Here is a 15999-nt window from a genome sequence, read left to right as displayed (position 1 = left end):
CATCCTCTACGGTATTTTGGGGCTGCTGGCTTTTGTCATCCTACTGGTAATCCTGGTAGTGGTGGCTCTGCAATTCCCGGCTGCGCAAGATTTTGCCGCCCGCAAAGCCAGCGGCTATCTGCAAGATAAGATTGGCACCGAAGTACGCATTGGGAAGTTCCGCACCGACTGGCGCCATGCTATTTCCCTGGATGGTGTGTATCTAGAAGACCAGAAAGGTGATACTCTGCTGTCAGTGGGGCACTTAGGTGTTAATATCGACTTGTGGGCTCTCACCAAATCGCAGATTAATGTGAAGTCGGTTGAGCTCAATGATGGCACCGTGGGCATCACGCGCACCCTGCCCGACAGCACCTTCAACTTCGACTACATCGCGGCAGCTTTCGGGGCCGGCGATACTACCACCGCGGCCCCCGTAGACACGGCCAGCGCGGGCTTTCAATATAATATTGGTGATGCCCGCCTCACCAATATCCGCCTCACCTACGACGATCAGGTGGAAGGCATGGCCGTGAAAACGAGGGTAGGCGAGCTTGCCGTGAACATGGATGCCGTGGACGTAGACGCCTCCACCTACCGCATCGATGAGGCCGCCCTGCGCAATACCGCCATCGACATTGTACAGAGCAAAAATGCCCCCCCGGATACGGCCACGAGTGAGCCACTGGAGTTGGAGTTGGGCTTGAATAAAGCCTTACTTGAAAATGTGAGCTTGGCTTATAAAAATGGTCCCTCGGCTCAGTACATCAACACCCGCATTGGGCAGGCTGAGGTAACGGCCGATAACATCGATTTACGCAATTCGCGCATAGCTTTAAACACCTTGCGCCTAACCAATACTTCGTTTGCCTACGCTCAGAACGAAGAGGTGCCCACCGAGCAGCGCATTATAAACCCAGCCGAGGCAGTACGCGACCTGAACGAGTCGGTGGAAAAAGCTACGGGCCAAGAAGCTAGTTGGGTGGTAACGCTGAAGCGCTCCGAGATTAATGGCGTGGATGTGGCCTTCGATAATTTCAACGAGCCCAAGCAGCGTACCCGCGTGCCGGGCATGGACTACAACCACCTCAAGTTCACGGATCTGATCCTGAACACGGAGAACCTGTTTTACTCCGAAAACCGCACCACCGCTCGCCTTGTGAACCTGGCGGGCAAAGAGCAAAGTGGCTTCCAGATTGAAAGTGCCACAGCTGATATCGTGTTCGACTCGGTGCAAACCCGTCTCGATAACCTCGACCTGATTACGCCCCATACCCGTATCCGCCGCACCCTGGCCATGGGCTACGAAAGCCTGGATGCTCTGGCCGATACCGAGAAGTTGGGCCAATTGCGAATTGAAGGTGACCTGCGCGAGACTCGCCTGGGCTTCCGCGACATTCTTTACCTCGCTCCTGACTTGGCCGATACGCCGCCTTTCACAACTGGCCGCAATCAGTCGGTGCTCGTCAGTGGGCGAGTGGATGGCCGCGTGGGTGACTTCCGGGTGCAGAACCTGGATGTGGTCGGCTTCCGCAATACTGTGCTGCGGGCCAGCGGCCGCATTCAAGGCCTGCCCGAAGTTGACCGCCGCCTATACACCGACCTCAACATCGCCCAGTTTACCACCACCGACGCCGACATTAAGACGCTGGCGCCGGCCGGTACTATTCCACCCGAATACCGTTTGCCCCCGCGCATAGCCGTAAGCGGCACGTTTCGGGGCCGCCCGACAGCTATGGTGTTTGACACTAATCTGAAAGTAAATACCAGCTTCGGCAATGCTACGGCCGTGGTGGATATGCAGCCCGGCCCCGTGGGCCGCGAGCCCGTAACGGCCCGGTTCTCGGTGCAAAACTTCAACGTGGGGGCCATTTTACGCGATCCAACTATCGGGCGAGTTATTACTACCGGGCGTCTGAACGCGCGGGGCCTCGACCCAGCGACTATGCAAGGACGCTTGGTGGCTAATGTGCAGCGGGCTGAGTACAATAACTATACGTATCGCGACATTGCAGCCACCGTCGACATTGACCGCAACCGCTATGTGATTGCCGCCGAGAGCAAGACCGATCCCAACCTAAATTTGGACGTGTTGGCCACTGTGAACCTGCGCGATGCCAAGAACCCCAGCTATGAAGTATCTTCCCTGAACATCCGGGGGGCAAATTTGACGGCTCTGGGCTTCTATACCGGCGGCGACCTGCGAGTGCAAGGCGAGCTGACAGCCAACTTAAGCGGGGCCGATGCCAACTCCATCAACGGCACCTTCTCAGGGCAGAATGTGGTGATTGTGCGCGACAACCAACCCTTCTCTTTTGGCGTGCTGCAAGGTAGCATTGTCCAGCAGCCCGGCCGCTCGGCCGTAGATGTCACTTCGGATATTTTCACGGTGAAGCTGGACGGCAACACGCCCCTGGGCGACTTGGCTACGGTACTGCAACAGCACATCGACCGTTACTTCGATCTGCCTGATGTGCGCTACGTGGCTGGCGGCCCGGCTCGCAACTTCACCTTCGATGTGAGCGTGCTCGAGCCCCGCCCCATAGCCGCCTTAGTGCCGGATCTGACCAAAATTTCGCCCTTCAGCCTCACGGGCAGCTTCAACAGCGAAGCCTCGAATCTGACACTCAACAGCCAGATTCCTCTTATTATATACAGCGGCTTCCGCCTCGACTCCACGCAGCTCAACCTGTCGTCGGATGCGCAAAAGATGGAGTATGCGCTGCGCATGCGCCAGGCTAGCCAGGACACCAGCCTGCGCTTGCCTAACCCTAGCGTGACGGGCAATATTGCAAACAATCAGGTGGCGCTCAATGCGCGCATTGCTGAGTCCGACAACAATCAACTGCTCAACCTAGCCGGCGTGCTTCAAGTCCTAAATCAGGGTGATGCGTATGCGTTTAGCTTTGGCGAAAACCTGGTGGTAAGCAACCAGCGCTGGACCGTGGCCCCCGATAATCAGGTGCAATACACGCTGGCTTCGGGCGCAGTGCGGGCCGAAAACGTGCGGCTAAGCCAAGGTCAGCAGTTTATTGAGCTACAAACCTTACCGGGCGCAGAATATCCCTTACAGGCTCGCCTGGGCAACCTCGACCTGAATATGCTGGCGCAAGCTGGCGGCTTGCAGGATTCGCTCGTGGGCGGTACTCTCAACGGCCAGGCTATAGTACGTGCCTTAGGCCAGCCACGGCAGGCTTTCACAGCCGATATGGCCCTGACTAGCTTTGCCTACAATAAGTCATTAATTGGGGATTTGTCGCTGCAAGCTACCAATCCCACCGCCGACCGCTACAACGTGGACGCCCGCCTGACGGGCGGCCCAAACAACAACGAGGTACGCGCTACGGGCTACTATTTGGCTGCTGGCACCTTGGATATGGGCATCAACGTAGTTCGACTCAATCTGAACACGGCCGAGCCCTTCGCCGCTGGTGAAGTAAAAGAAATGAAAGGCTTCCTCACGGGCCAGTTCACGGTGCAGGGTACCACAAATGCCCCCCAGGTGCGCGGCACTCTGAATACCAACGATGCGGGCTTCACCCTCACCCAGCTTGGGGCGCCTTTCACCTTGCCCAACGAAAGCTTAACCTTCGACGACCGCGGCATTCGCTTCCAGGACTTCACCATTCTGGATTCTTTGAATAACAAGGCTGAAATCAATGGCTACGTGTTCACCCAAAACTACGTGGACGACTACCGCTTCGACCTGCGGGCTGTGACCAACGATTTCCTGGCCATTCAAAGCACCCAGCGGGACAATGAGCTTTTCTATGGTAAGCTGCTCGTTGATTCGGATACGCGCATAACTGGTGACTTGAACCTACCACGTATTCGCACCACGGCTACGGTGGTGGAAGGTTCCAACCTGACTGTGGCGGTGCCTAATGACGAACCAGTAGAAGTGGGGCGCGAAGGAATCGTGGAGTTTATTGACCTAAGTGCTCCGCTTGATACCATGCTAGCTCGCCAGGTACGCGTCGATTCGGCACAGGCGGCGTCCGGCTTCGATATTGCCGCAACTATCACGGTAACCGATGAAACGCCGTTCACCATTGTCATCGATCAGGCTTCGGGTGACAACCTGCAAGTTAGGGCTGAGGGTACGCTGAACACAGCCATTGACCAGGCCGGCACCATTACGCTCAGCGGCCGCCTCGATGTGTCCGAGGGTAAGTACGCAATGTCGCTTTATGACCTTGCTTCGCGCGAATTCGAAATTGCCGAAGGCAGCAACATCGTCTGGAGCGGTGACCCATACAACGCCCAGGCCAACGTAACGGCAATCTATAATGTGCGCACGGCGCCCGCCGAACTGCTGTCAGCCCAGGGTGAGGCTGACGAAAGCCTAAAAACCATTGGGCGCAACCAGCTTCCATTTGAGGTGCTGCTGAAGGTGAATGGCGACTTGCTCAAGCCCGTTATCAGCTTTGACATTCAATTACCCGAAGAGGCCCGCACTCAGTTGCGGCCCCAGATTGAAAACCGCTTGGCCCAGCTTCGCCAGCCTACCCAAACCGACGAGTTGAACAAGCAAGTATTCTCGCTGCTGGTGCTGGAGCGCTTCCTGGCTTCCAACCCCTTTGAGTCGAGCGGGGGTAGCCTAGTGGCCGACCAGCTGCGGGGCAGTGCCAGTCAGGTGCTTACCTCGCAGCTCAACAAGCTCACGGGCAGCTACCTGTCTAACCTGGGCGTGGAGCTGGGCGTAAATTCTCAGGCCGACTTCTCGTCAGGCTCGGAAAAAACCCGTACCGACCTGAACGTGGCCGTGCGCCGTCAGCTTTTCAATGACCGGGTGACCGTACGGCTGGGTACCGATGTGCCCCTAGCAGGTGGCAATCAGGCGTCGGGTGGGCAGCAAAGCGTAAGCAACTTCGCTGGCGACGTGAGCGTGGAATATGATGTTCTGGCAAACGGCCGCCTACGTTTGCGTGCTTACCGCAACAATGCCTACGGCGACATTGATGGGCAGTACGTGCGCAATGGCGCTTCACTTATCTACCAGCGCGACTACAAGACCCTGGCCGAGCTTTTCCAAGGCATCGACAAGGACGTAAAAGAAGAGCGCAAGCAGAATCGCAAACGCGAGAAACAAGAAGAAAAAGCGGCCAAAGACACTGTGCAAACGGCAGCGACGCCCCGGCGTGAAGGCGGACGCTTTGCCCGGCGCACGACTACTGCGGGTCGATAATTTTTAGTTTGGTTTGACCGTCATGTTGAGCATTTCGCACATCAAGCAAAGCGAGGTTATCCACCTCGCTTCCTTGAAGTCACCAATGCAGTAGTAATGCTCCGGCTCTGCTCAGCATGATGTTCTATTAGTCAGTATGTATTCATTCCAGCATTACTCCGTGCCTTCTACCACCTATACGCTTCATTCTTTTCTAAAAAAAGCCCCCCACCGGCGGCTGGGGGGCTTTTTGGTCCTGCTGTTGACCTTGGCCGGTTGCTCGGGCACCAAGTTCGTGCCCGAAGGCAGCAAGCTATACACGGGCAGCACAGTCAAGGTGAAGTCGGATAGCCCCATTCCTAACGAATCGGTGCTAACGACGGAGCTGGAATCGGTGATTACGCCCAAGCCCAACACTTCTATTCTGGGGCTGCGTCCCAAGCTGTATTTCTGGCATATGGGCGAGGGCAAAACCAAAGGTTTGGGCAAGTGGCTAGCCGACAAATACGGTGAAGCGCCCGTGCTGCTGAGCGCCGTAGACACGAACACTGTAAAAGGTCTGATGACCAACCGCTTGTATAACAATGGCTATTTCAAGCCGGCGGTGAGCAGTAAGGTGGTGGTAAAGGACAATACGGCCTCAGTGAATTACCTGGCTACAGTCGGCAAGCCATACCGGATCAAGGAAATTCATTTTCCCGACCGCGACACCCTGCTCGACCGCGACATCCGCGCCACGGAGGCTAACTCACTGCTGAAAGTTGGCGACCCCTACAACCTACAAACGCTTATCAACGAGCGAGTGCGTATCGACGCGGCGCTGAAGAACCGGGGCTATTACTACTTCTCTCCCGATTATATTCTGTTTCAGGTAGATAGCACACTGGATAATGAGGCCAATGTTTATCTGAAAATAAAAGGCACGATTCCACCGCAGGCAGCCAAGCCCTACGTTCTTAACCGCGTTACGCTGAACACCAACTATACCCTTTCGGATACCACGGAAGGTACTAAAGGACCTTTCATGTATCGGGGATACCGCTACTTCCCCGACGAGGAGGTATTCAAGGCCAAGGCTATCACCAATGCTACCTTCATCTATCCCGACAGCATTTACCGCCGCCGCCGCTCCGACCAAACCCTGAGCCGCCTGATGAGCCTTGGCACGTTTAAGTTTGTGGACATTCGCTACCGGGCCGCCAACCAGCCGGATTCGGGTGGATATGGGCAGCTCAACTCGCTCGTGCGCATGACGCAGGTGCCCAAGAAGTCGCTCAGGGCGGAGGTGCAGATGAATACGTCCAACATTTTCACCGGGCCGGGTTTTGTCGTGCAGTTTCGCAACCGCTCTGCCCTACGCGGCGCCGAGCAGCTGCTGATTAATGGACGAGCTTCCTTTGAAACCGGCAACGGAGTGCAATCGGGTGTTACCTCCACTAATATTGGCGTAGATGCCCAACTGCTGGTGCCCCGCCTGATTACGCCGCCTTTTAATATTCGCTTAGTCAACTCCGACTTTCAGCCCCGCACCTTCTTCAATGCAGGCTATACCTATGTGCTGCGCACCAACTTTTTCCAGCAGGATGTATTCAATCTGGGGTATGGGTACAGCTGGAAAACCAAGCTTACCAACGAGCAGCAGTTTCAGCCTATTGATATTCAGTATCTGCGCTTAGCTAATGTGCAACAGCGGTTTCAGGACCTTCTGGATCAGCGGCCTTTCCTGAGAAATAGCTTCCGTCAACAGTTTATCCTGGGTAGCAACTACAGCTACACGTACAATCAGCAAGTGCTGGAGCAGAAGCGTAATCAGATTTACTTCAATGGCGGTATTGAGCTGGCGGGCAACTTGGCTTACCTGCTGCAAAGTTTGCGCAGCGCGCCCCAGAACGAACAGGGCGACTATGAGCTATTTGGACAGGAGTTCGCTCAATACACAAAGGTCAATTTGGAGTTTCGCGACTATTTCCGCATCTCGCCCAACCCCACCAGCGGCAACCGCTTTGCTACCCGTCTGCTTATCGGAGTGGGCTTGCCCTATAAGAACTCCGAGGTGCTGCCTTACCTGAAACAGTACGGCATTGGTGGCCCCAATAGCGTGCGTGCTTTCGCGGCCCGCGGTATCGGGCCGGGCACATACCGGGCCCAAACGGAAAATGACGTCAACGGCTTCTACGACCAAGTAGGCGATATGCGCCTGGAAGCCAACGTGGAATACCGCCAAGATTTGTTTCCCTACGTGAAAGGTGCCCTGTTTGTGGATGCTGGTAATATCTGGCTCATCAACGCCGACCCCAGCCGCCCCACCTTCGATGGCAACGGCCAACCTGATGGCAGGAATGGACAGTTCAAGTTCAACCGATTCATGAAAGAGCTTGCTGTAGGCGCCGGCGCTGGTATCCGCATCGACGTGCAGTTCTTCGTCATTCGCTTGGATGCTGCCTATCCTTTGGTATACCCCTTCGAGAACGTGGAGTTCCCGGCTCCTAGCCCTGCCGTTGGCAACTATGAGGCTCGTGGCTCGGGCTTTAAAGCCACGCGACTGAATATTGCTATTGGCTATCCGTTTTAATTTAGAGCTATTGTAATTGCATAAAAAAGCCCCCCAGAAATAATCTGGGGGGCTTTTTTACTTTAAGGAGCAGCTTACGCTTCCATTGCTTCGTGGGCCATAACCTTTTCCGAAGCACCATTAGAGGCCTCAGCCAATACCACCGTCACTACCACGTATTTGGAGGTAGGCGTGTTGCTCACTTTGGCTACGCTGGAAATGGGCACCAGCGGATTGGCCTCGGGGAAGTACGCGCACACATTGCCTTTCGGAATGTCGTAGGGTACAGCTACGAACTTCTCTACCGTGCGCTGCTCGCCTTCGTAGTGGCTGGTGATGTCGATAAGGTCCTTGGCCTTGATGTTGCGGTCGGCCATGTCCTGCTTGTTCATGAATAGCACGCGTCGCTCGCCGTGGATGCCGCGGTAACGATCGTTGTACTCGTAAATGGTGGTGTTGAACTGGTCGTGGCTGCGCACGGTCATCAACACCAACTGGTCGGGCTCCAGGTGGGGCTTTTCCAACGTAGTGGTGGTGAAGTTAGCCTTGCCATTTTCGGTCGTGAACTTCCGCTCACGAGGGCCATTCGGTAGATAAAAGCCCCCCGGACGGCGCAGCTTCTCGTTGAAGTTCTCGAAGCCCGGAATCACGCGGGCGATATGGTCGCGGATGTTGTCGTAGTTCTGGGTCATAGCCACCCAATCTACTTTAGTACGGTGCCCGATGGTGGCCAGGGCCATTCCGCTGATAATAGCCACTTCGCTTAGCATCTGCCCGTCTAGCGGTACCAGAATGCCTTTGTTCTGACTTACCACACCCATGGAGTTCTCGCAAGACGTCATCTGGTGTCCTGCTTTCTGCATGTCTATATCCAGGTGAGTGAAAGTGGGCAGCAGCAAGCTGGTTTCGCCGGTTACGAGATGGCCGCGGTTAAGCTTGGTGCCGATGTACACGGTCAGCTTCTGCTTGCGCATGCCTTCGGCAATCAGCTCGGTATCAGGGCCGGCGGCTAGTAAATTGCCCCCCAGACTCACGTACACCTTGATTTTGCCCAGCACCATAGCCTTGATGCTTTCCACGGTATCTAAGCCTTGCTCGCGAGGGGGCGAGAAGCCAAATTCCTTTTCCAGCGCATCGAGGAAGTTCTTGTGGGGCTTTTCCCAGATGCCCATGGTCCGGTCGCCCTGCACGTTGGAGTGTCCGCGCACCGGGCAAGTGCCCGCGCCGGGCTTGCCGATGGCGCCCTTCATGAGTTGCAGGTTGATGATTTCCTGGATGGTTTCCACACCCTTACGCTGCTGCGTAACGCCCATAGCCCAACAGGTGATGATCTTCTGCTTGTTGGCAATGAGGTTGGCCGCTTCCAGCAGTTCGGCGCGCGAAACGCCGCTGATTTCTTCAATATCCTCCCAGCTTGTGTTGCGAATGTTTTGCTCAAAAGACTCGAATCCAGTAGTGTATTCGGCTACGAAAGCGCGGTCCACGACTTGGCCGGGGTTGCGGTCTTCGGCTTCAAACAAATGCTTCATGATGCCGCGTAGCAACGCCATGTCGCCATCCACGCGCACTTGCAAGTACACGTCCGTAATCTGCGTGCCGTCGCCCATCAATGCGCCCAGAGCCCGCACCGGATTCATAAAATCCTGGGGGTTTTTAAAGTGATTCAGGCCCGCTTCAATCAGGGGATTCACGCTGATGATTTTGGCGCCGTTGCGCTTGGCTTTCTGCAAAGCCGTGAGCATGCGGGGGTGGTTGGTGCCGGGGTTCTGACCAATAATCAAAATGACTTCGGCTTCGTGAATGTCGTTGAGCGTGACGGAGCCTTTGCCTAGGCCTAGCGTGGGGCTGAGGGCCGAGCCGCTGCTCTCGTGGCACATATTGGAGCAGTCGGGCAGGTTGTTGGTGCCAAACTCGCGCACGAAAAGCTGGTACAGGAAAGCTGGCTCGTTGGGCACTTTGCCCGAAGTATAAAATGCCGCTTCATCGGGCGAAGACAGAGCATTCAGCTCCCGGCCAATGATCTGGAAGGCTTCGGTCCACGCCACGGGCTCGTAGTGCGTGCCGCCTGGACGTTTGATCAGCGGGTGGGTGAGACGGCCGGCGTTGTTCTGGTCGCGATCGGTCATGCGCGACAGGTCGGCGAGGCTATGCTTAGCAAAGAATTCGGGGCCGCAGCTTTTGTCGTCGGCGTCGGATGCGGTGGCTTTGGCGCCGTTCTCGCAGAATTCGGCTACTGAGCGATGGTCGTCGGGGTCGGGCCAAGCGCAGCTAGAGCAATCGAAGCCATCCTTTTGGTTCATCTTCAGCAGGCCGCGGGTGCCGCGGTTCATGCCGCCCTCACTCCAGCTAAACTGCATGGACTTGATAACGGCCGTGACGCCGGCCGCCACCTTCATGCGCTCCTCCAGCTTCAGACCGGTCAGGGTTTCGACGGGCTGGGCCAGCACCGGAAACAGGTACTTGGCGCGAGCTACTTCGGGAGCCGGAATATGTTCTTCTTCCTTCTTCAACTGTCCTTCAGGGTTGTAGTGGTCGTTGGTGGGCGCCGCACCCTGGTCAGGTCGCTCCCCGCTTTTTGGCACGTTATCCTGAGCCGTTTGCTGGTGGGTGTGGCCGGCTTTGCTGGGGTCTTCGGCGGAGGATTTTTCCATAGCAGAATGAAAGAATATGGGTGAAATCGGTGGGGAGGCAAAGGCCCGAACTAGCTGAAAGTCAGCCCTCAGTTCTTAGTCAACCAAATTAGGCAAACCTTGGTTTTCAATCATTTTCAGGCATCAAACCAAGGCCTATACCTGGAGCTTAATCGGTAGATATCTTTTTACGAGGACAGAAGCAATGATGGCTGAGCTCCTGCTACTTAGTGGCGGCAGTCCAAGTCTTTTTCAATTAAGACTTTAAGGGATTGGGTGTCGGAAAGCAACAGGGTGGCCGAGAAGCCATTTTGATCGGTGCTGGTCCAGTGGGTAGCCAGGGTGGCGGGCACTTTTACGGTGAGGGCCCCGGCGCCGTAGCTGACCCGAAAATCCTCAGTTTCGACGCGCTCCAGCGCATACGTTAGGCTATCGGTGGTGGCAGGGCCCAGCGGCAGCACCGCCGCCACCCTTCCCGCATCAGCAAACTGTTGGACCTCGGCTTCCGACAGACGAAGGCGAAGGGAGTTATCCTCAATGCGAAGTTTCATGGGGAGCCGGATTTACAGAGCCAAGCGCAACCTGGCCCGCATTGCTAAGGCCGGGCAGGATGCGCCATTCCCCACAATATACGTTATAACGACCCTGACGAACGAATCCGCAGAGTGTCATTCCAAAGTTTTGGGCGGCTTGCACGGCCAAGGAGCTAGGGGCCCCTACCGCAGCCATAATGGGGATGCCCGCCACGGCGGCCTTCTGCACCAGCTCAAACGACGCCCGCCCGCTCACCAGCAATATCGTGTTGTGCAAAGGCAACTGTTCTTGCAGCAGAGCCGCGCCAATTACTTTATCCAAAGCATTGTGTCGGCCCACATCCTCGCGCAGCAGCAGCAATTCTCCTTCGGGTGAAAATAAAGCCGCCGCGTGCAAGCCTCCTGTTTGCTCAAATAAGGCCTGCGCCGCCCGCTGCCGCTCTGGTAGCTTATGAATAACGGCCGCAGCTACGTGGGGGGCATTTTTGGGTAGCACCGGGCACGAAGCCGCGTGCACCGCGTCGATGCTGGTCTTGCCGCAGACGCCGCAGCTGCTGCTGGTGTAAAAGTGACGCTCCAAGCGGGGCAAATCGGGCGTGGCCGTGGGGGAAAGCTCGGCCCGCACTACGTTTTCGCGCTCTTCCTCTTTTTCTACATCCGGGCAATAAATGACACCCTGCAAGTCCTGGCGGCCGCGAATAATGCCTTCGGTAAGCAGGAAGCCAGCGGCAAGCTCAAAGTCATGGCCCGGCGTGCGCATGGTAATGGACAAGGTGCGATGCTCGCGCTGCCCGCTAGGCCCGTAGCCGATCCGAATTTCCAGGGGCTCCTCAGCAGCCAGCACATCGGAGGCTACCGTTATTTCTTCGCCCTGCACTTTGTGCACAGTGACATAATCGTAGCTGGTGGGGGGCAAAAAAACGGGTGCTGTCATAGTAATTTGAAGACGAGTATTGCGGTAGCTCCGCTGATGTGTGGATGCTAAGGTTGTTTACCATCTTATAAACCCGTCATCCGGCTAAAGGAGCTTTTGCCAGTTGCCGAATTCCTTCATTGGTGAGAAGGTCCTTCGCGGGCTCAAGATGCCAGACTGGCAAACGCAGACGATTGTCGTTCAACGACGAGACACAAATATGTGTCTCTACCACATTCGACTGATAAGATAAGCTAGTTTAAGCACCCTTGCCGCTGGTAATTAACTCTAAGGACCTTAAGTTAGTTTGGGTACTTACAACAGGCTTTCGTCTGGTTCTTATATTTACGTATGCTCACTCCCGAAGATCGTCAACGCTACCAACGCCACCTGCAACTCCCCGAAATTGGCGAAGAGGGCCAAGCCCGGCTGCTGGCGGCCCGGGTGCTGGTAGTAGGGGCCGGCGGCTTGGGCTGCCCCGTCTTGCAATATTTGGCCGCCGCCGGCGTCGGCACGCTCGGCATCGCCGACTCCGACCGCGTCGAACTCAGCAATCTGCAGCGCCAGGTACTGTTTGGCAACGCTGACGTAGGCGAGCTAAAAGCCGAAGCCGCGGCCCGTGCCATCCGGCGCATCAATCCTGCGATTAGCTGCGAAGTCCACGCCCGCCGCGTCGACCGTATCAGCGTAGAAAATCTGGTGGCCGCCTACGATGTGGTGGTGGACGGCACTGACAACTTTGCTACCCGCTACCTACTCAACGACGCCTGCGTGAGCGTGGGGCGGCCGTTGGTGTCGGGGGCCATTTATAAGTTCGAAGGCCAGGTTTCAGTCTTCAATTATCAGGGTGGCCCCACCTACCGCTGCCTTTTCCCAACGGCTCCCTCGGCCGCCGAAGCACCCAACTGTGATACTACCGGCGTGCTGGGCGTATTGCCTGGCCTCATCGGCTGCGCCCAAGCCACCGAGACGCTGAAGGTGATTCTGGGTCTGGGCGAAGTGCTGCGCGGACGCCTGTGGATGTTCGATGCGCTAAGCTTTCAGACACGCATTCTGCGGTTTCCGCGCCACCCCGAGCGCGCCCTGCTCAACCTGCGCACGGCCCCCCAAGCCGACTACGCCGACCTGTGCTCGCCCACACCGATATCCATCACGGCCACGGAGCTAGCGACGCTGCTGGCCTCGGAGGCGCCGCCGTTTTTGCTTGACGTGCGCGAGCCGGAAGAATACTACCGCGGTCATTTGCCCGGAGCAACACTTATTCCGCTGAGCCAAGTGGTAGCGCGAGCAGGTTTGCTGCCCCGTCATCATCCCATTGTGGTGTACTGCCATCGGGGCAACCGTAGCGCGAAGGCGATTACGCAGCTGCAGTTGCAGGCTGGCTTCACTAACCTCCAAAACCTGGAAGGTGGCTTAGAAGCTTGGGTGGAAAACGTAGAGCCGGCCGTATCGCGCAGACGGCGCTAGCCTAGCCCAATTGCGCCCATGCACCCACTCCGCCAATATATTCACCGCTTTACGCCCCTCACCGATACGGAGTGGAACCCGCTAGCCGCCGAGCTACGCCCCCAGCACCTGGCTCGCAAAGCGTATTTTGTGGAACAAGGCCAGACCAACCACGACATTGCCCTAGTGCTGGAAGGCGCCTGCCGTCTGTTTTACACCCGCCCCGATGGCGAAGAGAAAACCACCTATTTTTTCTTTGAAAATCATCTGATGGCTTCTTATCCCAGCTGCCTGACCGGGCAGGCAAGCGGCCTGAGCATTCAGGCTCTGCAAGCCACCGAGTTACTAGTGTTTCCGTACGCTGCCTTGCGTCGCCTCTACGATGAGTGGCCGGTATACGAACGGTTTGGGCGCCTCATTGCCGAGTACAACCTTATTGGCACCGATCAGCGCCTGACGGAATTGCTACTGCAAAGCCCTGAGGAGCGCTACCGGACGCTACTGGGGAGCCACAAAACCAAAATAATGGAGCGCATTCCGCAGCACTACATTGCCTCGTATCTGGGCGTAACGCCCGTGTCGCTGAGCCGGATTCGGGCGCGGGTGGCGGAGGAAGACGGGCATTTTTCTTAGCTTTTGTTAACGAGTTGAAGGCTGGTCAGGACTGACCTTTGGAGCATCATCTACCTAATTGCTTCAACCCATGAAAAACCTCCTGAAACTTGAAGAGCTGGCCGAAGCAATATTGGCCGTTGTTATTTTCTCTCAGCTGCCTTACGCTTGGTGGTGGCTGCCTACACTGTTTTTACTCCCTGATCTAGGCATGTTGGGCTACCTGATTGGACCACGCGCCGGGGCATTCAGCTACAACTTGCTTCACCACAAAGCCCTGGCCGTAGCCGCGGGGGTAGCAGGCTGGTGGCTGAGCCTGCCTATGTTGCTATTGGCTGGCTCGGTGCTGCTCTTCCACGCCGCCTTCGACCGGCTAATGGGCTATGGCCTGAAGTACGCCACCAGCTTTCAGCATACTCACTTGGGGTACGTGGGCAAAGCTGGCCTGCCGAGTCGGGTGCAAGGCGTGTAGCTTTTGCTCCCCTCAACCCCACTTTCTGCGCTACCTTTAGGATGACCATTCTGCCATTAAAATGCCCCCCAGCGTCGCTTCCCCGCCCCGCCGTATCCGTTTTGACCGCAATGAGTTGGCAGGAGCTTTCGGGGATTTAGGCACCGATCTGCCGCTATTGATTGGCATCATCGCCGCCTCGGGCGTGGATAGCGCCAGCGTGCTCATCATGTTTGGACTTATGCAGCTGTTTTCGGGGTTCTGGTACGGGCTGCCGATGCCGGTGCAGCCGCTGAAAGCGTTTGCAGCGCTGGTTATTGCCCAAAAGCTACCCGGCAACGTGATTTTTGGTGGCGGCTTGGCTATCGGAGTCGTTATGTTTTTGCTCTCAGTGCTGGGGCTGATTGATAGGCTGGCTCGGCTGGTACCTAAGCCCGTGGTGCGCGGCATTCAGCTGGGGCTGGCGTTGCAGCTGGCTTCGCTGGCGCTTAAAGAATACGTGCCCGCCGATGGACTGGGAGGCTACGTATTGGCCGCCGCGGCCTTTGCCGTTACGGTGGTGCTGCTCGGCAACCGGCGTTGGCCGGCGGCGCTGGTCATTATTGCGCTGGGGGGCATTTATGCGCTGGCTTTCAAGCTCAATTTGTCTTCTGCCTACGGCGCGCTGGGTTTTCATTTGCCTACTTGGCACACGCCCAATCGAGTCGATGTTCTCACCGGTGCCCTGCTGCTGGCCCTGCCCCAGATTCCGCTGTCCTTGGGCAATTCTATTTTGGCTACCAACCAAGTACTAACTGACTTCTTCCCTGAGCGTCGCATCACGGTGCGGCAAATCAGCTTTACTTATTCGCTGATGAATCTAGTAAACCCATTTTTTGGCGGTATTCCGGTGTGTCACGGCTCAGGCGGATTAGTGGGGCACCATGCGTTTGGGGCGCGCTCCGGCGGCTCGGTTATTCTGTATGGGGGGCTTTTTCTGGTATTGGGGCTGTTTTTCAGCCAAGGCTTCGCCCAGATTGTGCAGATATTTCCCTTGCCTATCCTTGGTATTCTGCTTCTGTTTGAAGCCCTGACTCTGGCTACCCTCATCCGCGACCTGACCAACTCCCGCGCCGATCTGCTGGTAGCTTTACTAGTAGGTTTGCTCTGCGGCGGACTGCCTTACGGCTACCTGGTGGGACTGGTGGTGGGCACGGCGGTATATTATGCCATGCAGCGGGGTTGGGCTGGACTAGGCAAGTAAGGCGGCTTTACGGAGCCTCACTTGTTAGTAGCCTTCGCATTGCTCGCCCAAAACGTATCGTTGTAGTAGCCACTAGCACACAGAACCCTATGCTCACCCAAGACCGGAACAAGCGCAACGCCATTGCTTTCTACGAACTGATGTTCAATGACTGCCAGCCCGCGGCCGCCATCGCCCGCTACGTGGGCGATGAATACATCCAGCACAACCCGCACGTGGCCGATGGCAAGCAAGGCTTCATCGAGTATTTCGAGCGGATGGAGCGTGAGTACCCCGGCAAGCACGTGGAAGTAAAGCGCGCCTTCGCCGACGGCCACCACGTTATTCTGCACTGCCATCAGCACTGGCCCGGCGACCACGACTACGCCGGCATCGATATTTTTCGCTTCGATGAGGAGGGCAAAATCGTAGAGCACTGGGACGTGCTGCAAATCGTGCCTCTAGAGTCGAAAAACGGCAACAGCATGTTTTAGC

10 protein-coding genes are annotated in these 15999 nt (G+C 56.6%); 7 read left to right on the top strand and 3 right to left on the bottom strand.

Translation table 11 applies throughout. The features are described 5' to 3' along the window. Positions 1-16: 16 nt before the first annotated feature. On the top strand, positions 17-5167 hold the full coding sequence (locus ACW9KT_RS20885) for a translocation/assembly module TamB domain-containing protein (RefSeq protein WP_457084057.1): 5151 nt from the start codon (positions 17-19) through the stop codon (positions 5165-5167). A gap of 136 nt (positions 5168-5303) precedes the next feature. Then, entirely contained in the window at positions 5304-7718 is a 2415-nt protein-coding gene (gene tamL / locus ACW9KT_RS20880) for a translocation and assembly module lipoprotein TamL (RefSeq protein WP_457084055.1), read from the top strand. A 74-nt stretch (positions 7719-7792) separates the two neighbouring features. Here tamL and ACW9KT_RS20875 read toward each other — a convergent pair whose 3' ends face one another. The 3 genes from ACW9KT_RS20875 to fdhD form a co-directional block, all read right to left on the bottom strand. Further along, positions 7793-10348, bottom strand: a complete 2556-nt coding sequence (locus tag ACW9KT_RS20875) for an FdhF/YdeP family oxidoreductase (RefSeq protein ID WP_457084053.1) — start codon at positions 10346-10348, stop codon at positions 7793-7795. Between the two features lie 206 nt (positions 10349-10554). Then, on the bottom strand, positions 10555-10878 hold the full coding sequence (locus ACW9KT_RS20870; RefSeq protein WP_457084051.1) for a DUF7009 family protein: 324 nt from the start codon (positions 10876-10878) through the stop codon (positions 10555-10557). Next, the gene (fdhD, locus tag ACW9KT_RS20865) at positions 10862-11794 is read right to left on the bottom strand and encodes a formate dehydrogenase accessory sulfurtransferase FdhD (RefSeq protein WP_457084049.1); all 933 of its coding nucleotides are present in this window, start codon (positions 11792-11794) and stop codon (positions 10862-10864) included. Before fdhD ends, ACW9KT_RS20870 begins: the two co-directional genes overlap by 17 nt. Positions 11795-12124: 330 nt before the next feature. Here fdhD and moeB point away from each other — a divergent pair, with 330 nt between their 5' ends. The 5 genes from moeB (at position 12125) to ACW9KT_RS20840 (ending at position 15998) form a co-directional block, all read left to right on the top strand. Next, positions 12125-13240, top strand: coding sequence for a molybdopterin-synthase adenylyltransferase MoeB (moeB, locus tag ACW9KT_RS20860; protein ID WP_457084047.1), 1116 nt, complete (start codon positions 12125-12127; stop codon positions 13238-13240). An 18-nt stretch (positions 13241-13258) separates the two neighbouring features. After that, the gene (locus tag ACW9KT_RS20855; protein WP_457084045.1) at positions 13259-13852 is read left to right on the top strand and encodes a Crp/Fnr family transcriptional regulator; all 594 of its coding nucleotides are present in this window, start codon (positions 13259-13261) and stop codon (positions 13850-13852) included. A gap of 70 nt (positions 13853-13922) precedes the next feature. Next, positions 13923-14303, top strand: a complete 381-nt coding sequence (locus tag ACW9KT_RS20850) for a DUF4260 domain-containing protein (RefSeq protein ID WP_457084043.1) — start codon at positions 13923-13925, stop codon at positions 14301-14303. A 61-nt stretch (positions 14304-14364) separates the two neighbouring features. Next, complete coding sequence (locus tag ACW9KT_RS20845) at positions 14365-15525, top strand: putative sulfate/molybdate transporter (protein WP_457084041.1); 1161 nt, start codon at positions 14365-14367, stop codon at positions 15523-15525. Positions 15526-15614: 89 nt separating this feature from the next. Continuing rightward, positions 15615-15998 (top strand): nuclear transport factor 2 family protein, encoded by a 384-nt coding sequence (locus ACW9KT_RS20840; RefSeq protein ID WP_457084039.1) that lies wholly within the window; start codon positions 15615-15617, stop codon positions 15996-15998. Position 15999 lies beyond the last annotated feature (1 nt).

This window comes from Hymenobacter sp. HD11105 (assembly GCF_054051685.1).
This window is presented reverse-complemented; position numbering and strand designations above follow the sequence as displayed.

Coding starts and splice junctions, on each gene's coding strand:
- tamL (WP_457084055.1), top strand. CDS start 5,304: ATGTATTCATTCCAGCATTACTCCGTGCCTTCTACCACCTATACGCTT.
- ACW9KT_RS20875 (WP_457084053.1), bottom strand. CDS start 10,348: ATGGAAAAATCCTCCGCCGAAGACCCCAGCAAAGCCGGCCACACCCAC.
- ACW9KT_RS20870 (WP_457084051.1), bottom strand. CDS start 10,878: ATGAAACTTCGCATTGAGGATAACTCCCTTCGCCTTCGTCTGTCGGAA.
- fdhD (WP_457084049.1), bottom strand. CDS start 11,794: ATGACAGCACCCGTTTTTTTGCCCCCCACCAGCTACGATTATGTCACT.
- moeB (WP_457084047.1), top strand. CDS start 12,125: ATGCTCACTCCCGAAGATCGTCAACGCTACCAACGCCACCTGCAACTC.
- ACW9KT_RS20855 (WP_457084045.1), top strand. CDS start 13,259: ATGCACCCACTCCGCCAATATATTCACCGCTTTACGCCCCTCACCGAT.
- ACW9KT_RS20850 (WP_457084043.1), top strand. CDS start 13,923: ATGAAAAACCTCCTGAAACTTGAAGAGCTGGCCGAAGCAATATTGGCC.
- ACW9KT_RS20845 (WP_457084041.1), top strand. CDS start 14,365: ATGCCCCCCAGCGTCGCTTCCCCGCCCCGCCGTATCCGTTTTGACCGC.
- ACW9KT_RS20840 (WP_457084039.1), top strand. CDS start 15,615: ATGCTCACCCAAGACCGGAACAAGCGCAACGCCATTGCTTTCTACGAA.